Here is a 20,603-nt window from a genome sequence, read left to right as displayed (position 1 = left end):
TAATGGAGTCAACAAAATGATACGATCACGAGTATATTTATAACCTGACGCCTAGGTGAAGGCTTCAGGCTTAATCATATAACTGCTTTGTCTAAGACAAAGCTTCGTTTAGTTCATGGTGATTTTGCACTGCATTGCGACCCATGACCGTATCATTGTAAAAAACTTATTTTATTGAACAGCCAGCTTAATGACTGTCAAAGAGTATGGTGCAAACGTATCTGCTATCTTTTTCCCTTTATAATTAACTTGTTCCACTTTAGGCTGTATTTTCAATGGTTCTTCAAAACTTGTTGATATACTCAAGTCCCCATTTGCCAATGTCGTTTTCATAGCATTTTGTTTAAGTTTTTTCTTCGAGTTGATATCAAAGTTAACCTGTACCGGTTTACTATTATAATTCACAAATTTGATAATCAATTCCTTCGTGATACTGTCGTAAACAGACGATGCGAATAAACTATCTTTACCTGCGACAGCAGCTCCATTCCATTTAACGGGTACGATATCCGTACCAGTATTGGTGGAATACAATTTCTGCACCTGATAACTTGGTGTTCCATATGCATTTAAATTATCCACCCAAATCAAATCTGGAGTCCATTGCCAGCCATCCACATGGCCAAATAATGGTGCATACGATGCCATTTGCACAACATCAGCATTTCGCTCGAGTCCAGTTAAGAATGCTGCTTCTGATAGAGCTGCTTCCCAAGTACTCCGACCAGGACCGTTTGGTCGCGTAGTGTGTGAAGCATATTCACCGGCAAACACTTTAGGACCGTTACGGTCATAATCATCATAACGAGATACACTTGACAAAAACCATGATGGCGGTCTATAATAATGTTCATCAATAATATCAATCTTCATCTCCCGTAATTGTTCATCCAGATAAGCAAAACGCTCGCCATCGGGATCTGTTCCTGAGCTTGCTATAATGGCGATTTCAGGATGCTTCTCATTTAAAACCTTTTTAAATGCAGCTAAACGCTCTACATACTGAGATCCCCAATTTTCATTCCCTACACCTAACATTTCCAGATGGAAAGGAGCCGGATGCCCCATGTCTGAACGAAGTTTACCCCAAGTAGTCGTCACAGCCCCATTGGCAAATTCAATCAGATCCAAAGCATCCTGAACATATGTGTCCAACTCATCCATTGGAACAAGCTCTGCCGTATTAAACTGACATGCCATCCCACAGTTTAAGATGGGAACTGCTTTAGCGCCAATATCTTCAGCCATTAAGAAATATTCATAAAATCCCAATCCAAAAGTTTGAAAATAATCCGGAGCCGGTCTGTGCTTAAATTCAGTATTCCAACGGTTAATGATCAATTCACGTTCCTCGATCGGACCTACTGTTTTTTTCCATTGGAACCGACTCGCTAGATCCCTACCTTCCACTATACAACCTCCAGGAAAACGGATAAATCCAGGTTTCATATCTGCCAATAGCTGCACCATATCCTTACGTAAGCCTTTAGATCTATTTTTCCAGGTATCCATTGGGAAAAGAGAAATCATATCCACTTCCACATCGCCCGCTCCTTCGATCCAGACATTCAACTTACCTTTAGCAACAGTCTCTAAAGCCGTAAATTTTGATGCCCCACTTTGCCAATCACTTCCACTAGCCAATGTTAACTCACTTGATCCAATCACTTTATCCTCTTCATTTAACAATTCGACACGAATACGCATTCCGCTAGAAGCTTCTTTAAAAAGAAGTGAAAATTCATACTGCTCCCCTTTCTTAATTCCCATACCTCGGAAACCTTCATTTTGCACCCCAAGCTGGACACCCTTTGGATTATGAATCTTCAATGAGCGCGGATTTCCTTTTCGTTTACTGTTGTTTGTAATTAGAAAAGTGCCTTCTGGTTCTTTAGTCAGTTTTTTCCATCCCATCCAAGGTTCGTTAAACTCGAAAGATCGGTTTTTAACTAATTCAGCATATATTCCACCATCGGCACCCATGTTAATATCTTCAAAAAACACTCCCCACATGTCTCGTGACATCTTTCCAGCAGATTGGTCAAGGTCCACTTTAAAACTTATAGGGGTTTGTGCAAATAATGCCGTAGATCCAGCCATCATAGCTGCTAGTAATAGCTCAATTTTTTTCATCCTATATTATCTTATGGTAAATCTATATTCCGATTTCGTGCTATAAGTTTGTTCTGGTTTCAACACCGTAGAAGCAAATGCTGGATGGTTAGGTGCATCCGGATAATGCTGTGTTTCTAAACAAAATGCAGAACGGAACGGATATACCAAACCACCTTTCCCTTTAGGATCAGTGTCCTTCATGAAATTGCCACTATAAAACTGTAAACCCGGTTCTGTCGTTAATACTTGCATTTCTATTCCCGTTTTCGGAGCATACACAGAAGCAACCTTTCTAAAACCAGACGCTTTACGCAATTCAAAGTTATGGTCATAGCCTTTTCCGATCTTCAGCTGTGCATCTTCTGTTTCAATGCGCTCACCGACGACAAATGCTTTACGAAAATCAAATGGTGTTCCCTCCACTTGAATACTTTTTCCTGTTGGTATCAAAGTATCATCAACTTCCGTAATTGCTTCCGCATCGATTTGCAATTCATGGTCCAATATTGTTGCAGATCCTGCACCACTTAAATTAAAATAAGCGTGGTTTGTGAGGTTTAATACCGTTTCTTTATCCGTAGTCGCTTGGTAATCCATTACCAGTCCGCCGGCATGACTTAATGTATAAGTTACTTGCATTTTCAATTCACCAGGATAACCCGCCTCTCCATCAGGAGAAAGATACGTGAAGGTAATGGAAGAATCTGAACTGTTCGCGACATCCCATACTTGATTGTAAACACCATGAGTGCCCCCATGCAGGGAGTTTTTTCCATCATTCTTCTCCAGTTCGTATTTAACTCCCTGCAAAGTGAAAGTTGCATCCCCGATTCTATTTCCATAACGACCTACGATAGCCCCATAAAAATTACTTGCATTAGCTTTATACGCTGCAACACTGTCATAACCAAGGATCACATCTGTCAAGTTGCCGGCTTTATCAGGAACCTGTAAATTCACTAACCTTGCACCATAATTTGTCAGCGCAGCTTTAAGCTTGCCATTCGTTAATGTATACAATTTGACATCTTTACTATCGATAACCGTATCAAAAGACTTATCCACAGAATCTGTCGTTTCATTCGTATGCTGTTTATTCGAGCTCTGTTGGCAACCACAAGCCAATACGGAGGTCAATAAAATACCATTTATAATTTTACTATTCATATTGTTATAATTTACAATTGATTAATCATTATTACATCTACCAAAAACGCACATATATAGCTGTTACTAATAAGAGTGTTACCACGATCAATACCAAAATCGAGGGCTCTACTTTGAACATCTTTTTGTCCAGAACAAATGCTTTTGGATTCTCTTTTGGACCCAATAAACTAACACCGATCATCATGGCCAAGGTAAAAGCAAAAGCTAGTCCCATACAGATCTGAAATGGAATTTCGTAGTTGCCGCTTTTATTGATGTAGGCTGTGTACAGCCAAGTTTCAGGACCAAATACCTTTGTTGCAAACTCATTGAAAAATATCGATAAACCAAATCCCGAAATCAATCCCGTGATTGCACCAGGACCTGTGGTACGTTTCCAGAACATTCCCAATAAGAACATTGCAAATACACCAGGACTAATAAAGCCCGTGTATTTTTGGATGAAAGTGAATCCTCCAGCACCACCAATTCCTAATGTATCATTCCAGGTAAATAGGACAGCCACAAGGATAGAAATGACGATCGTGATTTTACCTACCCATACCATTTTCGATTCCGAAGCACCTGCATTGATGTATTTTTTGTAGATATCCAACGTATAAATAGTCGCAATACTATTTGCTTTACCTGCTAAACCGGCAACGATAGCAGCCGTTAGTGCCGCAAGTGCTAAACCCTTCATGCCATTTGGCAGATGTCCGAGAATGGCAGAATAAGCATTATCAGCATGAAATACCCCTCCTGGAGCCATCTCTTCTTGCAATGCTCCATTTTTATAAAGTACATAAGCTGCTATACCAGGCAACATCACGATTAGCGGCATTAACAGTTTTAATAAGCCTGCAAATAAAATACCCATACGCGCAGTTTTTAGATCCGCTCCCAATGCACGTTGGGTGATGTATTGATTACAGCCCCAGTAATTCAAATTCACAATCCAGATACCTGCCAGGTACATGCCTATTCCGGGCAACATCAAATATTTATTGATCTCCTCTTGTGTCGCGCCGACTCCAGGTTTATCCACGATCATTTCAAAGTGCTTAGGCGAATCTTCCATTAGCTTGTTGAAACCAGCCAATACGTCCTTGCCTAGACCAAAGTGTTCACTCACCAATGTTAATGCAACATAAGTAGTAGCGATACCGCCGATAATCAAGACTACCACTTGGATGACATCGGTAAAACCGATGACACGCATACCACCTAGTGTAATAATCACAGCAAATACAGCCAGTGCCACCATGATCAAGTGAAAACTATCACCCCCACCGGCCATACTCGATATAGCGATTGCGCCGAGGTATAAGATCGACGTTAAGTTGACAAACACATATAAGAAAAGCCAGAAAACAGCCATAATCAGACTGGTCGTTTCATTGTATCGATTGTTTAAAAACTGTGGCATCGTAAAGATTTTATTCTTCAGATAAACAGGTATAAACCACACGGCCACAATAATTAATGCTACAGCAGCAATGAGTTCGTAAGCCGCAACGGCAATACCGACCTCAAATCCGTTACCACTCATGCCAATAAATTGTTCGGCAGATATATTGGATGCAATTAATGATGCCCCAATAGCCCACCAGGTCAATGAACCCTCTGCCAAGAAATAGTCTTTACTGCTATTATTGGCTGCTGTTTTTCTGCTGTAAATCCAGAAGCCATATCCGGCTACAATAATAAAGTAGACGACAAAGATGATGTAATCTACCGTTGCAAATTTATCCATAGTGTTGCGACTTGCTTATGATGAAGTCCCTCTGCAAAAAAACAGAAGGACAATTTCGTTTATTTCTTCATTAAAAAATAGAGTTCATTCCACTTCAATTGGTTTTCCAGATGCGTCAACGTCGTATTTTCATCAATAGCGACATACTCCAGTCCAGCAATACGGGCAAAATCTTCCAGATATTCAGGTGTTAAACTTAAACTGTAAGCAGTATGATGAGCACCACCAGCATAGATCCATGCACTACAAGCAGTTTTCATATCCGGAAGGGGTTTCCATAGAACCCGTGCCACCGGCAATTTAGGCAACTCCTCTTTCACATCAACACCCACCACTTTATTGACGATCAAGCGAAAACGAGTTCCTAAATCAATCAGTGAAGCATTCAAAGCAGGACCACTTAAGCCATCAAACACCAAACGCGCAGGATCGGCCTTACCGCCAATTCCCAACGGATGTACTTCTATTCGAGGCTTATCAGCTGCTAAAGCAGGATCAACTTCAAGCATATGCGAACCTAGTACCATTTCATTCGCAGGATCAAAATGATATGTGTAGTCTTCCATAAATGCTGTAGTACCCGGCAAACCAGCACCCATTACTTTACATGCACGCACTAAAGCTGGTGTTTTCCAATCACCTTCACCAGCAAATCCATATCCTTCTGCCATCAATCGCTGCACGGCTAATCCCGGTAGCTGTACAAGTCCATGCAAATCTTCAAAAGTATCAGTAAAACCTTTGTAGTTTCCCGATACTAAAAACTTCCTTAACCCAAGTTCAATACGGGCAGCTTCAACTAAACTTTGACGCTGCTCCCCACCTTCCACTACATTTGGCGCTAAATCGTAAGTCGCCTCGTAATCCGCTAATAGCATATTGATTTCAGATTCCGTTACCGCATCGACCACAGCAACAAGATCGCCAACGGCATAAGTATTCACTGAAAATCCAAATTCTACCTCTGCAGACACTTTATCACCATCAGTAACCGCCACGTAACGCATATTGTCACCAAAACGAACAAATTTTGCTCCTTGCCAGTCATGCCAAGCAGCTGCTGCACGTACCCACACATTTATGAGTCCAATGACCTCTTCATCCTGCCAGTGACCAGTTACTACTTTTCTACCAATATTCAAACGAGTCACAATATGACCAAATTCACGATCACCATGTGCACTTTGGTTTAGATTCATAAAATCCATGTCCATCGTACTCCAAGGGATATCACGGTTATACTGAGTATGCAAATGAAGTAAAGGTTTCTGTAAAGCCTGCAATCCTCTAATCCACATTTTGGCGGGTGAGAATGTATGCATCCATGTAATCACACCGATACAGTTTGCAGCAGCATTAGCAGCAGTTAAAGTACTGTATATTTCTTCACTATTTTTGACAATGGGTTTGTATACTACCTGTACAGGGATCTCTCTATGTGCCGAAAAGTATTGTGCCACTTCTTCAGCATGTACCGCCACTTGTTTTAGGGTCTCTTCACCATATAAATCCTGGCTCCCAGTAACGAACCAAACTTCCAATTTATTTAAATCGATATTCATAGTTAATAATTTTTGATTGGCTTTAGATCCAATCTCCTTTCAATTTTATTCGTTTATTTTTGATTATTAGGTATTTTTATTCTTGACCATAATACGCAGCACCACCATGCTTACGTTCATAATGTTTTTTGATCAATGCATCCTTTAGACGTGGAGCCTTCGGATTGATCTGCTCCGTAAGCAAAGCCATTTTTGCTACTGTTTCCAAAACAGCGCTGTTGTATACCGATTTATCTCCCGTTTTCCCCCATGTAAAAGGTGCATGGTTACCAACTAAAATCATCTCCACTTCCTTGTAATCGAGCTTATGTTCATTAAAATGATTGATTATCTGAAATCCTGTTTCGTATTCATAATTACCAGCTATCATATCATCTTCCATAGGTGCCGCACAAGGAATATCGGAAGTTAAGTGATCGGCGTGAGTCGTTCCAAAAATGGGAATATCACGCTGGCTCTGTGCCCAAGCAGTGGCATAAGTTGAATGCGTATGTGTAATACCACCCACACCTTCCCAATGCTTATAAAGTACAGCATGTGTTTTCGTATCTGATGATGGCCTCAGCTTACCTTCAACCACACGACCCTCAAAATCAACAACAACCATATGATCCGGTGTTAATTGATCATAAGGCACTCCACTGGGTTTAATGGCAAATACAGCCTTGTCACGATCCGCAACACTTACATTACCAAAAGTAAAAAGTACCAGTCCCAATTGAGGCAACTGCATATTACATTGATAAGCTTCTTCTTTTATAGATGTATATATCATTATTTTAAATTCAAAAAATTAAAAAATCATGAAGAGCGGTAACAATTAGTAAGGCGTTACGACACTTTTCGCTTAGTGTTTAGTTTCTTCGATAAATGTACCGAGCTTAAGGTAGTGCTGGTATCGTTTGGCATAGATGGCGACCATCTCAGCACGAGGTTCGTAAGTTTTTTCGAAACCCTGCCCCATCGCTTCCATAGCATCTTCAACCTTAGCATAAATACCAGCCGCAGTAGCCGCAAACATAGCCGCCCCTATAGCGCAAGTCTGTTCAGATTTATGAATACGGATAGGCATATTCATCACATCAGCCATGGTCTGCATGATATATGGAGATTTTTTTGCTACTCCACCCATACCAATTAATCCCTTGACTGGAATCCCTTGTTCTACAAAACGATCTGCTATACTTTTTGCTCCGAAACAAGTAGCTTCGACAATTGATCGAAAGATACGTACCGCATCTGTACCAAGATGAAGCCCCATTAAAGCGCCTTTTAAAGTTTGATCAGCATCAGGTGTACGACGGCCATTAAACCAATCTATTGCCAATTCAGAAGATGCTGTGACCGGTAATGCTTCAGCCTTTCGACTTAATTCAGGGATTAATTGTGTATCAATAAGGTTCGCGATTTTTGTTTTATCTGCGGCCGAAAAATCGTTTGATTGCGCAATTAAATTAGTAACTGGCCATGATAACACTTGTCTAAACCAAGCATAAGCATCACCAAAAGCCGACTGGCCAGCTTCCATACCCATCATACCCGGGATAATCGAACCATTGACCTGACCACAGATACCCTTTACCAATGTGTTGCCCACCTCATCTTGCGGAGCTACCAACATATCACAGGTAGAAGTTCCCATCACTTTACTTAAATAATACGGTTCGATCTGTCCACCTACAGCACCCATATGGCAATCAAAAGCACCAACACCAACAACTACATCAGTGGAAAGGCCCAGTCGGTCTGCCCATTCTTCCGAGAGCGTTCCAGCAGATTCGGCAGCAGTATACGTTTCGGTAAATAAACGATCAACCATACCATCTAAATACGGATCCAGTTCTGCAAAAAAATGATTCGGTGGAAGACCACCAAAATCAACAGCCCATAAAGATTTATGCCCTGCCGCACAAACACTACGTTTGATATCCTGAGCACTTTTTCCTCCTGTCAATAAGAACGGGATGTAGTCACAGTGCTCCACCCAGGTATATAGTGCCTTGCGAACATCCTGATCATCACGCAGTATATGAAGCAATTTTGCCCAAAACCATTCTGACGAATATATTCCACCAACATATTTTAAGTAATCCGTATCGTATTTTTGTGCATGCGCATTAATTTCCTTCGCTTCTTGAACTGCTGTATGGTCTTTCCAAAGCACAAACATCGCGTTGGGATTGTCTGCAAAACGATCGGACAAAGCGAGCGGTATTCCCTGTTTATCAACAGCTATCGGTGTAGAGCCAGTTGTATCGACAGAAATTGCTTTTACCGCTTTGACAATCTCATCATTATCGGCCTTTTGAAGGCATTCTCGTATCGTTGATTCCAGTCCCTCTATATAGTCTAACGGATGCTGACGAAACTGATTCGTCATCGGATCACAAAATTTACCGCTGCTCCATCTCGGGTAATAGAATACAGCGCTAGAAACTTCTTCGCCATTTGCCGCATCTACTAAAACCGATCGAACGGAATCACTCCCGTAATCTAAGCCGATCACATAAGCTTTATTCATTTATTGATTGATTTGGTTTATAATATTGATTTATAATGAATTACATATTAAAACACGTTCACGAATCCATCATGCGATTCAGCGTCTCTAGTAATTAATGTCAAATTAACATTTATTTTTTTAAATAATGAAATTTTAATTTTTTTTTTCGTTGATTTGTATTGCGATAGAAATAAAATATGACCTTTTTTATCACGCAATCGTATAAAAAAGACAGAAAATATATTATTTTCTTAAACATGTTAGATATTATAACAGATACGAGACATTTTGTATCTTTAATTAATTATAAAACGAGATTAATCAATTATGGATTTTTACAAGAACGAACCAAGCTTATTATTAGCTGTGGACTGTATTATTTTTGGCTTTAATGGCGAATCACTAGAAATTTTGCTGATAAAACGTGGGTTCGAGCCCGAACGAAATAAATGGAGCTTAATGGGAGGATTTGTTCAACCTGATGAAAATCCACAGCAGGCGGCTTCCCGTATCTTAAAAAAACTAACAGGTTTAGAAGATGTCTATATGGAAGACTGCGGTATCTTTGGAGATCCTGACCGTGAAAAATATGGCCGAGTTGTCAGCATCGCACATTTTGCATTGATTGATACCCACCAATATAAGCATATTATTAGTGAGGAGTTTGAAGCGCGCTGGTTTCCGCTCAAAGAACAACCGGAATTGATTTTCGACCACCCTCAGATGATCGAGAAAGCAAAACAAAAATTGCGCATGAAAGCTGCTCTCTACCCCATTCTGTTTGAGCTCTTGCCTGAAAAATTCACCATTCCACAAATTGTTGCACTTTACGAAGGTGTCTATGATACCGAACTGGATACCCGCAATTTTAGTCGTAAGCTCCTGTCTTCAGAACTGATCATTAAACTTAAGGAAAAAGACAAAGAAAATTCGAAAAAAGGAGCCTTCTACTTCCGTTTAAACAAAGATATTTATAAAGAAAAGATCATGTCATTTTTAAGCTACTTACCGAGTTGGTCCCTAAATGGTTAGTCAAATGCGCTCACGTACAAGAGCCATTTTTTTTGCCTAGCTCAATAAATGTATAAATAACATTTAATACTCTATTACAAAATCATTACCTCCACCTGAACTTTTATGAAGCTAAAACTAATCCTTTCCTATGCTACTTACGCGGTTATCTTTACGAGCACACTAGCTGCTCAAACGAAACCTCAAATAAGCTATTTTGAACTGAAAGATGTCCGTTTACTTCCGGGTGAATTCAAACATGCTGAGGATCTAGATTTAACATATTTATTAACACTTGATGCAGATCGTTTACTCGCTCCTTTTCTTCGCGAAGCAGGTTTACCACAAAAAAAAGAATCTTATACCAATTGGGAAAACACAGGATTAGATGGTCATATAGGTGGTCATTACCTTTCCGCTCTAGCACATATGTATGCTTCAACAGATGACATACAAATCAAAAAAAGATTGGATTATATGCTGTCCAATTTGAAAAACTGCCAAGATGCTAATGGTAATGGATACATCGGTGGTGTTCCCGGCGGAAAAACCATCTGGGAGGAAATCAAAAAGGGGAATATCCAAGCCGACGGATTCACGTTGAATGGTAAATGGGTACCTTTATATAATATTCATAAAACCTATGCCGGTTTACGAGATGTCTACCTCCTTACAGGCACTCCAGAAGCTAAGGACATGTTGATCAAAATGACTGATTGGGCTATTGCCCTTGTGCAACAATTGTCTGAGAAGGAGATTCAGGATGTGTTGCGCAGTGAACATGGGGGTCTTAATGAAATCTTTGCAGATGTTGCTGCCATCACACAAAACCCTGCCTATCTAACACTTGCGCGTCAGTTTAGCCATCATGATGTGTTAGATCCATTGATCAAACACCAGGATAAACTAACCGGTCAACATGCCAACACGCAAATCCCAAAAGTACTAGGTTTTAAAAGAATCGCTGATCTTGCGCAGGATGAAACATGGGAAGATGCTGTTCGCTATTTCTGGGAAAGTGTCGTGACGCAACGTTCTATCTCCTTTGGTGGTAATAGTGTTAGTGAACATTTTAATCCTACAGATGATTTCTCGAAGATGGTACACAGTATTGAAGGTCCTGAAACCTGTAATACTTATAATATGCTCCGTTTAACAAAAATGTTATATCAGACCGATCCGCAAGGTCGATATCTGGATTATTACGAAAGAAGTTTATATAACCATATCCTTTCCAGTCAACATCCTGAACATGGAGGTTTTGTCTATTTCACACAAATTCGTCCTGGCCATTACCGGGTCTATTCACAGCCCCATACCAGCATGTGGTGCTGCGTTGGATCGGGAATGGAAAATCATGCCAAATATGGAGAGATGATCTACGCGTACAAGGAGGCTGAGCTTTTTGTCAACCTCTTTATTCCTTCTCGTTTAAACTGGCAAGAACAAGGAGTCGAAATTGTTCAGGAAAATAATTTTCCTGAACAAGCAAATACCACATTATGTATTCATCCGAAAAACCACGCAGCGAACTTTACGTTGCATATCCGCAAACCAGCGTGGTTAAAGAAAGAAGCAGTGGTCAGGATCAATGGAAAAGTACAAAAGACCAATCCTAGAGAAACGGACTTCATCACCATCAAGCGGACATGGAAAAAAGCTGATCGCGTCGAAATTGAGCTCCCTATGGGTATCCATACAGAACAATTGCCTGATCACAGTAACTATTATAGCGTACTCTATGGTCCCATTGTCTTAGGGGCACGTACTGCGACTGAGCCATTACCGGATTTACTGGCCGACGACAGCCGTATGGGGCACGTGGCAAAAGGGGTGCAGATACCTTTACGTGATTTACCGATACTGAGCAGTGAAGCAAGTACCATCCCTAATTTAGTGAAGCCCATCGCATCAAAACCTTTACACTTTTCGTTATCCGGACTTCGACTAGGAAAAGAAGAACTAACCATGGAGCTAGAACCATTTTACAAGATTCACGATAGCCGCTATATCATCTATTGGCCGCAAGCGACGGAACAAGAGCTTGCTGGTACACAGGAAAAAATGCAACGCGATGAACAAGAGAGTCTCCGTTTAAACACCCTAACCATGGATAAAGTTGTCTGCGGGGAGCAACAACCGGAATCTGATCATTTTATTCAACAGCTGAATAGTCATGCAGGTGTATTTGACGATACCCGTTGGCGTGAAGCAGACGGCTGGTTCAGTTATATCTTAAAAAAGCAAGATGGCAAAAATGCAGACATCTATATCAAATATCTAACGGAAGAAGGTCCAAGAACGACAGAAATCATGGTAAACGATGTTATCGTTGGAAAATTAATGCCAGCAACAGCAACATCTGATATCAAAACAGCACGTTTCACATTGACACAGGGTCTAGAAGCAGAAAAACAATTAAACATAAAAATCAAAGGAGCAGACCAGAATAGAAGCCACAAAATTCTTGAAATTCGTATCCTCAAAAATCAATAAAAATTGAGACAATTATGTCTATAACTGGCAATACTTTACCTTGCATGATGATATCCTGAGACTCAATAACCAGTCTCAGGGTTCATATTTTCACTTCTCCTCATCTGCCTTCAAATCAATGATTTTTTCCGTAAGCAATTTCAATACGGAATCTATGGCAATTAGATTAAAATTCCATATCTCCTTTAAAAATAGAAAAGCTCCAAGAATTTCTTCTGGGAGCCTACCAATCAACCAATTATAATGATAACCATCTTACTTCTTTACTTGCTCAGCAGATAACCCTGTTAAGCGGTCGCCGACAATTGTAATCTCATTTAGCTTTGCCGTCAAACTAGTCAAATCTGAAGCGGAAAATGCATAAACTGCAGCCCAAAGATTCTCCTGCAAATGGGCTAATTTAGTTGTCCCTGGAATCGGTACGATAAAAGATTTCTGCGCTAAGAGCCATGACAGTGCCACCTGTGCAACGGTTAATCCACGGAGATCTCCAAATTCTTTAAGAGTGTCAATCAATTTCCAATTCGCAATTACATTTTCAGGTTGATACCGCGGCAATGAAGGCCTGTTATCATTATTAGGATCATATATTGAACGCTCATTTAAGTATCCCGTAATCATCCCACGACTTAGCGGACTATACGGGACAAAACCAATCCCCAATTCTTCACATAGCGGAATCACATCCTTTTCCGGTTCACGTGTAAATAAAGAATATTCACTCTGCAAAGCTGTTAGCGGTTGCACAGCATGGGCTTTTCTTATATTGTCCACATTCGCCTCACTCATTCCAAAATGCCTCACCTTGCCTGTTGCTATGAGATCTTTCACTGCACCAGCGACTTCTTCAATAGGGATATTAGGATCAACACGATGTTGGTACAATAAATCGATGTAATCTGTTTTTAAGCTTTTCAATGAATGTTCGACAACTGCTTTAATACGATCTGGATGACTATCGAGACCTTCAGACGGTTTACCATTTTTAAAACCAAATTTAGTAGCTATGATGATATCCTTACGAAACGGAGCCAATGCCTCCCCAACCAGTTCCTCATTGAACAGAGGACCATACGCTTCTGCTGTATCGTAAAAATTCAATCCCAATTCTGGAGAGCGTCTCAATAAGTCAATCATTGCCTTTCGATCGGGAATAAAACTCCGATGATAGCTCATACCCATGCAGCCTAATCCCAAAGCCGATACTTCAAGACGTTGCTTCCCTCTACCCAAAGTCCTTTTTTCTGATGAAAGATTCATTTTACTTTTGTCACTATGGTTTTCTTTTTCGGATGAACGATTACATCCTACAAGTCCTAAAGAAGAAGTTGCCAATAAGCTCGTTCCGATAAACGCTCCCTTTTTTAAGAAGTCTCTTCGATTATTCTGTTCCATATCATTTAAGTTTATTCTTTACTATTTAAAAAATCCCAAAAGTCGATTCAAGCTCTAAAGAATCCACGTTCTTGTACTTATTCAAAAATCGGCACAAATATGTAGCATTATAGGATACAAATTACTGTTTAACTTACCATTATTACAGATTACATGCTTTAAGGCTCCCATCAGACACTCAACATGTTCTAAGATTACATGAATCATCATCCTATTCTTCCGAGATCGCGAGCAATTCAGCAGATAGACGCTCACCTTGAATGGAGATCCTTGTCAGGGCAACCTCTATTTCGATCAGATCCTCGGCTGTCATCATGACGTTGGGCGCCTGAATATTATCATCAATGTAGTCGAGCTTATCCATTCCCGGGATAGGAACAATAAGACGGTTTTTACTAAGCAACCAAGCTAATGCGAGCTGCACCGTTGATATTCCTTTTTTTAGTGCCAATGCATTTAACATTTTGATTAAAGGCATATTCGCCTGCATCGCTACTTTGGTAAATCTGGGAAAGCTCGCGCGCAGATCAGTTTCAGGATCAAAGGTAGTTTCTGCTGTTATCGTACCGGTCAAAAAACCAGTACCCAAAGGGCCCCACGGCACAAAACCAATTCCCAATTCCTCACAAAGCGGTAGCACATATTGTTCCGGCTCACGTGTCCAGATCGAATACTGGTTTTGAACAGCAGTGACCGGTTGAATAGCGTGTGCCTTTCTGATAGTAGATGCACCCACCTCAGAAAGTCCAAAATGCTTTACCTTCCCCTCCGCAATTAAATCTCCCACCGTACCGGCGACATCTTCAATCGGAACATTCGGATCAACCCGATGTTGATAAAATAAATCAATATAATCTGTCCTTAATCGCTTAAGCGAATCTTCTGCAACTTTACGTATGTGTTCAGGTCGACTGTTCAAGCCACCTTCTTCCGAGATCATACCAAACTTGGTTGCGATAACGACCTCCTTGCGAATAGGGATCAACGCCTCACCCACCAATTCTTCATTTGTAAAAGGTCCGTAAGCCTCCGCTGTATCAAAAAATGTGATTCCTTTCTCAAAAGCTCCACGTATCACACGAACACCTTCCCGTATGCTAACTGCCTTTCCAGTACCAAAACTCAGATTCATACAGCCCATCCCTATTGCTGACACTTCAACTCCGCTATTTCCTAAAACTCGCTTTTTCATTTTCTTTACCCATTTAATTTGTTTAAATTCATTAGCCAATCATCATTTGTTAAATAACAGGACAAAATTCGCTAGGTTCAGTTGATTCTTGCTTATACAGATTACGGCAATGCTTACCATTATTACTGTTAATAGCCTAAGCCTATCCCGACCTATGCTGTAATTGCTTAATATTGAATTATAAAAAAAGAGTTATGGAAGAAATCATCAAAATAGACAGTATTGATGCCTACAATAAAATGCGTGGCATAGAAACCTTGCATCCCTTAATTACAGTAATCGACTTATCGAAAACAAAACCGATGCCTGCACAGACTTTTAACTTTGGTCTTTATGCCATCTTTCTGAAAGAATTAAAATGTGGCGAATTGAAATACGGTCGCAACAATTATGATTTTCAGGAAGGAACATTGGTTTTTATTGCTCCGGGACAAGTATTGGGCGTACAACCTAATATCACAACCTTTCAACCCTCAGGGTGGGCACTCTTATTTCATCCTGACCTGATCAAAGGAACTTCATTGGGAAAGAAAATCCATGAATATAACTTCTTCTCATATGATGTAAACGAGGCTTTACATCTTTCCGAAAAAGAGCGGCATATTGTTTTAGATTGCTTTACCAAAATCCAATATGAAATGGAACAAAGCATTGACAAGCACAGCAGAACATTGATTACATCCAATATTGAATTATTTTTAAACTACTGTACCCGATTCTATGACAGACAGTTTGTAACCAGGGACCATTCCAACAAGGGTATACTGGAAAAATTCGAAGATATATTAAACGCTTATTTTACCGAAGATAAATCTCAAAAGATCGGACTACCGACGGTAGCTTACTGTGCTTCAGAATTGAACCTATCTCCAAATTACTTCGGCGATATCATCAAGAGCGAAACTGGTATTACTGCGCAGGAATATATCCAAACTAAGGTTATCGATTTCGCCAAAGAAAGAATTTTTGATCACGAAAAATCAATCAGTGAAATTGCCTATGAATTAGGTTTCAATTATCCCCAGCATTTCACTCGTCTTTTCAAGCAAAAAGTAGGCATGTCTCCCTCCGAATACCGATCATTAAACTAATCAAACGCACTTCGCCAACAGAAAAACTGTAAGCACTTTCAAAAAGATTTAGAATTGCGATTAAATAATTGAACGATGTATTGATATTAAATAGATTCAATAGAAAAAACTTTTAATATCAATTCGTCGTCTTCCGCTATTAAAATCAACATGTTACTTTTCGTTTAAAAGGTTCTTTATTAACTGTAATCCTATTTCAATTTCTTGCTTTATATCATCCAGCAAATCCAATCCGGGGTTACTGGATGATAGTTCTTTTTCCAGATTAGATGTCAGCATACTCAGTTTTTTAAGCCCCGCAGTAGACGCTGTTCCCCGCAATTTATGGAGGATCACTTTCATTCGTTCAATATCTTCCGATTCCCTGACATTTTCCAATTGAAACCATGCTTGCTTAATCTCTTTGATCACAAGATCTAAGAAAAAAGATTTAAAACTAACGTCATCTCCAATCTGTTCCTGAAGTGCATCCATATCTAGATGATCATCAATCACAGCCTCTTCTTTTTGTTCAAGCACCTGTTTCTGAATAAATTGCTGCAATACAGTGTACAGATCATGTTGCCTTATCGGCTTAGGAAGAAACTCAGACATACCGGCCTCTAAACATTTTTCTCTTTCTCCACGGACATTTCCAGCAGTAATACCAATAATAGGTATAGCAGCATAACCTGTTAATAGCCTTATTTGTTTGGTCGCTTCGATACCATCTACACCAGGCATCTGCACATCCATTAAGATAAGGTCAAACTTTGACTGCAGGCATTTTTCGATTGCATCCCCTCCATTAGTAACCTCTATCAGTTCAGCATTAGGCATAATAGTGGCCATCATACGCAGATTGAGCGCCATATTTACAGAATTGTCATCCGCTAAAAGAACCCTGGCCTGTTGTTGGTAAACCGTTGTTCCACTATCACTATCCTGTCCCAAATGATTAACATCAGCTTTACTTTGCTGTATGGCTTTACGTAAAGTAAGATAAAGTTCGTCGGATCGAATAGGCTTAAGCAAACAATAGGAGCGTTCTTGTTGCCTGAAAGCAGAAATGACCTCATGCTCCTCCGACGATGTATGCAATACAATGAGTGGAATACTTTCCTCCTGTTTATAAAACAATTCCTTTATTTTTTCTATCGTCTCCAATCCGGAGAGAATAGGCATGTGATAATCCATTAAAATAACATCAAACCTTTCACCGCTCATCAGTAATTGTAAAGCCGCCAGACCATTCTCTGCAAGTACTGAATCAACTCCTCTATAAGTCAGCATATGCTGTATAATCGTGCGGTTATTGGCATTGTCATCTACAATAAGAACGCGTTTTAAAGGCAGTTCCTCATCCTCTTCGATGCCACCTTCTTCATAAGCGATCTCCAGATCAAAGTAAAAATCAGATCCTTTATTCAGTTCACTCTCTAGACAAAGTTTACTTCCCATGTATTTCAATAAATTATTGGAAATGGTGAGTCCTAAACCGGTGCCACCATAACGTTTGCTCACAGAGCTGTCTTCTTGGGTAAAGGCATCAAAAATACGTTGCTGTTTTTCTACCGGAATACCGATACCAGTATCGCGAACAGAAAAACGTAATTTAATTTTGCTTTCGTCACTGCTGCGCTTTTCGATCTTAAGTTCGATCTCTCCCTTTTCCGTAAATTTAACGGCATTTCCCAATAGATTGATCAAGATTTGCTTGATGCGTGCCTCATCTACCCAGATAGAAGCAGGTAATCCCTGCTCAATATTTAATAAGAGTTCGACATCTTTTCTTTGAGCTTGGTATAGCACCACATTAATCACCTGATGGGCCAGATCATATACATTGAATTTATCGATATACAATTCTAGTTTTCCAGATTCAATTTTAGAAAAATCAAGAATGTCATTAATGATATTCAACAAACTGCTTCCAGACTCATTGATGTAATTGAGGTACTGTTTCTGTACATCGTTCAAAGGAGTTTTAAGCAGCAGATCCGAAAATCCAATCACACCATTCAAAGGTGTACGGATCTCATGGCTCATATTGGCTAGAAATTCAGATTTTGCTTTACTGGCTAAGTCAGCAAGTTCTTTTGCTTTTTTAAGTTCTAAATTAACAGAAACAGATTCGGTGATATTTTGAGTAAAAATAATAATACCGCCAATACTTCCATCAGACAAATTCCAAGGCCTTACTTCCCAATTAAAGTGCTGTGGATCCGACTGGCCTTCTACATAAATTAATTCATCGACATTCTTATAGGATTTACCCTCAAGAGCATCATAGTAAATATTTTTTCTATTTTCTGGTATATTAGGAAAAACATCAAAAAGATTCTGATCTAGAATATTATCCATGTTTTTATGAAAATCTTCCATCCATTGATGGCTGACGGACACATAACGAAAGTCACGATCAAACATCGCTACAGAAGCCGGAACATAATCCACAAAAGCTCTGAGCATCGCTTCCTTACGTTCCAGTTCCAGATAGAGGTTTTTACTGCTATCAATATTTTGTATAATACCGAAAACACGCTTACATGTTCCGTTATCGAACTCGGGAATTCCTTTAACACGCACCCAAATGATTTCACCTTCTTGCTGTCTCAATCGCAATTCAACATCAAAAGAACAACCATGCTGCGTTGCTTCCTCAAAAATACCGGTTAACTTAACCTGACTGTCTTCATCAAAAAATCCTACGGCATGATCAAAGTTAGGAACAAAATCTTTACCTACTCCATGAATCAATTTTGTTGAATCGGACCAAAAAACCTGATGCAGATCCAGATTAACCTCCCATCCACCGACTTGTGCAACAGTATTCGTCTGCTCCAAAATCTGTTTCGTATGCAGAAGGTCATTTTCAAGCTGTATCCGTTCCGTCATATTGAGTGCCGTACTAACCACATAAGGTTTCCCTTCTGGATCCAGCTCGAGCATGTTATGATAAAGCCAATAGATCTTTTCCTCATCCTTCGACTTTAGAATCATCATACCTGAATCCTCTCCATTTTGAAGAATACGCTTGAGATATTCATCGAAAGCCTGCAGGTGATGTGTAGGTACAAGTTGCTTTAGATTGAGATGCTTTGCTTCCTCCTCAGAATACTTCAAAAGATTACGGCCTTTCTCATTTACAGCAAGAATATTACCTTCCATGTCGTGCATACTCATTAAACCGATGGCATTCTCGAAAAAATTTCGAAACTTGCGTTCAGAAACAGCTAACTTTAATTGTTCCTCCCGTTCAATGGTAACATTTCTCCCAAATCCGAAAATTTCTAACGTTGAAGCATCATATTTGAAGTACCATTCAATCACGACATCACTACCTTCATCATGCGATGTAACTGTCGTATATTGTATGCCTCCAGTAATATTTGCGAGATTTTTCAGACGCTGCTGAAAACCTTCATCATGATTATCCAATAAAGTAAAAAAAGAAGCTCCTAACACCCTAGACTTTTCAATTTTCAGCGCCTCAGAAAATGCAGGATTCAGTTCTTTTATCCGATATTGGTCGTCCAATACGCAGATCATATTATTGGTAATATGAAATACTTCCTCAAAATATCCAGCCTGAACCTTTCTCTTTTTCCCTAAGAGAATTTTGGCTACAGCTTTTCCAAGCTGTCCTAAAGAATCCACTTGCTTAGCAGATAATGACTTAGGTTCAAACCCGATGACACAGATCGTACCAAGTGCATTTCCTTCGTCATCCAATAAAGGTACTCCCGCATAAAAACGGATATTTCCCTCTCTGATCAAAGGATTGGTGGCCGATCTCGGATCCTCAAAAGTATCTTCGATGACGAGCACATCTTTACTCATAATCGTATACTGACATACCGTATTACGTCTTTCAACAGTATCCAGCTCCATACCAACACAGCTCTGGATCCGTTGCGTGTCTTCCTCCATCATGGCAATAAGTGCTGCCGGACAATCTGTTATAAGACAGGCTGCCTGCGCAAACACATCAAGATCAGGGTCTTTCCCCAATCCCAATAGCTCATAAGATTTTAATTGACGGATACGCTCCAATTCATTTTCCGGGACGGGGTATTGCTCCATGCCTTTAAATTATATAGTAAATAGATGTGTTCATTGAGATTGTGAAAATAACAAAAATAGTTCTCCTTTTAAATAAATAACAAACGAAAATCGGCAATAATCTTAAATTACAATATCATAAGCATTTATTCCCTAAATTTTCAGATTTTATGCTTTGCAGAACTCTTATATAGCAAAGTTATAAGATAAAACGATACCGTTAAAGCTATGGAAATTGCATTACTCATGAAGGATCTGAGAATTAAATTTTAGATAAAATCTTGCCAAT

12 protein-coding genes are annotated in these 20,603 nt (G+C 39.7%); 3 read left to right on the top strand and 9 right to left on the bottom strand.

The window, feature by feature from the left end; all coding sequences use genetic code 11:
* Positions 1 to 171 precede the first annotated feature (171 nt).
* From EDF66_RS10385 to EDF66_RS10360, 6 genes are all read right to left on the bottom strand, one after another.
* Positions 172 to 2,133 carry an alpha-L-arabinofuranosidase C-terminal domain-containing protein gene (locus EDF66_RS10385; protein WP_132842462.1) on the bottom strand — a complete coding sequence of 654 codons (1,962 nt, stop codon included), beginning with the start codon at positions 2,131 to 2,133 and terminating at the stop codon, positions 172 to 174.
* Positions 2,134 to 2,139: 6 nt separating this feature from the next.
* A complete protein-coding gene (locus EDF66_RS10380; RefSeq protein WP_132842460.1) occupies positions 2,140 to 3,282 on the bottom strand; it encodes an aldose epimerase family protein in 1,143 nt (380 codons plus the stop codon).
* A gap of 37 nt (positions 3,283 to 3,319) precedes the next feature.
* Positions 3,320 to 5,020 carry a sodium:solute symporter family transporter gene (locus tag EDF66_RS10375; RefSeq protein WP_132842459.1) on the bottom strand — a complete coding sequence of 567 codons (1,701 nt, stop codon included), beginning with the start codon at positions 5,018 to 5,020 and terminating at the stop codon, positions 3,320 to 3,322.
* Positions 5,021 to 5,079: 59 nt separating this feature from the next.
* On the bottom strand, positions 5,080 to 6,582 hold the full coding sequence (gene araA / locus EDF66_RS10370) for an L-arabinose isomerase (protein WP_132842457.1): 1,503 nt from the start codon (positions 6,580 to 6,582) through the stop codon (positions 5,080 to 5,082).
* 76 nt (positions 6,583 to 6,658) lie between these two features.
* Positions 6,659 to 7,357, bottom strand: a complete 699-nt coding sequence (locus tag EDF66_RS10365; RefSeq protein WP_132842456.1) for an L-ribulose-5-phosphate 4-epimerase — start codon at positions 7,355 to 7,357, stop codon at positions 6,659 to 6,661.
* Positions 7,358 to 7,429: 72 nt separating this feature from the next.
* Positions 7,430 to 9,103 (bottom strand): ribulokinase, encoded by a 1,674-nt coding sequence (locus tag EDF66_RS10360; protein ID WP_132842455.1) that lies wholly within the window; start codon positions 9,101 to 9,103, stop codon positions 7,430 to 7,432.
* Positions 9,104 to 9,412: 309 nt separating this feature from the next.
* On the opposite strand from EDF66_RS10360, the gene EDF66_RS10355 reads away from it, so the two are divergent.
* Positions 9,413 to 10,117: an NUDIX hydrolase gene (locus EDF66_RS10355; protein WP_132842453.1), complete on the top strand. Its 705-nt coding sequence runs from the start codon at positions 9,413 to 9,415 to the stop codon at positions 10,115 to 10,117.
* Between the two features lie 105 nt (positions 10,118 to 10,222).
* Complete coding sequence (locus tag EDF66_RS10350; RefSeq protein WP_132842452.1) at positions 10,223 to 12,592, top strand: glycoside hydrolase family 127 protein; 2,370 nt, start codon at positions 10,223 to 10,225, stop codon at positions 12,590 to 12,592.
* A 255-nt stretch (positions 12,593 to 12,847) separates the two neighbouring features.
* Here EDF66_RS10350 and EDF66_RS10345 read toward each other — a convergent pair whose 3' ends face one another.
* Together EDF66_RS10345 and EDF66_RS10340 are read right to left on the bottom strand one after the other, a co-directional pair.
* Positions 12,848 to 13,987, bottom strand: a complete 1,140-nt coding sequence (locus EDF66_RS10345; protein WP_132842451.1) for an aldo/keto reductase — start codon at positions 13,985 to 13,987, stop codon at positions 12,848 to 12,850.
* 211 nt (positions 13,988 to 14,198) lie between these two features.
* Entirely contained in the window at positions 14,199 to 15,179 is a 981-nt protein-coding gene (locus tag EDF66_RS10340) for an aldo/keto reductase (RefSeq protein WP_132842450.1), read from the bottom strand.
* 194 nt (positions 15,180 to 15,373) lie between these two features.
* On the opposite strand from EDF66_RS10340, the gene EDF66_RS10335 reads away from it, so the two are divergent.
* The gene (locus EDF66_RS10335; RefSeq protein ID WP_132842448.1) at positions 15,374 to 16,270 is read left to right on the top strand and encodes a helix-turn-helix domain-containing protein; all 897 of its coding nucleotides are present in this window, start codon (positions 15,374 to 15,376) and stop codon (positions 16,268 to 16,270) included.
* Between the two features lie 153 nt (positions 16,271 to 16,423).
* Here the strand turns inward: EDF66_RS10335 and EDF66_RS10330 are convergent, their stop codons facing one another.
* On the bottom strand, positions 16,424 to 20,335 hold the full coding sequence (locus tag EDF66_RS10330) for a response regulator (protein ID WP_132842447.1): 3,912 nt from the start codon (positions 20,333 to 20,335) through the stop codon (positions 16,424 to 16,426).
* Between the last annotated feature and the right edge of the window lie 268 nt (positions 20,336 to 20,603).

It is taken from the genome of Sphingobacterium sp. JUb20 (assembly GCF_004342035.1).
Classification (GTDB): domain Bacteria; phylum Bacteroidota; class Bacteroidia; order Sphingobacteriales; family Sphingobacteriaceae; genus Sphingobacterium; species Sphingobacterium anhuiense.
Note: the sequence above shows the minus strand (reverse complement) of the source record. Positions and strands in the feature narration are given on the sequence as shown.

Excerpts from the sequence above, each read along its gene's own strand:
- EDF66_RS10380 (WP_132842460.1), bottom strand. The coding sequence starts at position 3,282 with ATGAATAGTAAAATTATAAATGGTATTTTATTGACCTCCGTATTGGCT.
- EDF66_RS10375 (WP_132842459.1), bottom strand. The coding sequence starts at position 5,020 with ATGGATAAATTTGCAACGGTAGATTACATCATCTTTGTCGTCTACTTT.
- EDF66_RS10330 (WP_132842447.1), bottom strand. The coding sequence starts at position 20,335 with ATGGAGCAATACCCCGTCCCGGAAAATGAATTGGAGCGTATCCGTCAA.
- EDF66_RS10350 (WP_132842452.1), top strand. The coding sequence starts at position 10,223 with ATGAAGCTAAAACTAATCCTTTCCTATGCTACTTACGCGGTTATCTTT.
- EDF66_RS10345 (WP_132842451.1), bottom strand. The coding sequence starts at position 13,987 with ATGGAACAGAATAATCGAAGAGACTTCTTAAAAAAGGGAGCGTTTATC.
- EDF66_RS10355 (WP_132842453.1), top strand. The coding sequence starts at position 9,413 with ATGGATTTTTACAAGAACGAACCAAGCTTATTATTAGCTGTGGACTGT.
- EDF66_RS10335 (WP_132842448.1), top strand. The coding sequence starts at position 15,374 with ATGGAAGAAATCATCAAAATAGACAGTATTGATGCCTACAATAAAATG.
- EDF66_RS10340 (WP_132842450.1), bottom strand. The coding sequence starts at position 15,179 with ATGAAAAAGCGAGTTTTAGGAAATAGCGGAGTTGAAGTGTCAGCAATA.
- EDF66_RS10360 (WP_132842455.1), bottom strand. The coding sequence starts at position 9,103 with ATGAATAAAGCTTATGTGATCGGCTTAGATTACGGGAGTGATTCCGTT.
- EDF66_RS10365 (WP_132842456.1), bottom strand. The coding sequence starts at position 7,357 with ATGATATATACATCTATAAAAGAAGAAGCTTATCAATGTAATATGCAG.
- araA (WP_132842457.1), bottom strand. The coding sequence starts at position 6,582 with ATGAATATCGATTTAAATAAATTGGAAGTTTGGTTCGTTACTGGGAGC.
- EDF66_RS10385 (WP_132842462.1), bottom strand. The coding sequence starts at position 2,133 with ATGAAAAAAATTGAGCTATTACTAGCAGCTATGATGGCTGGATCTACG.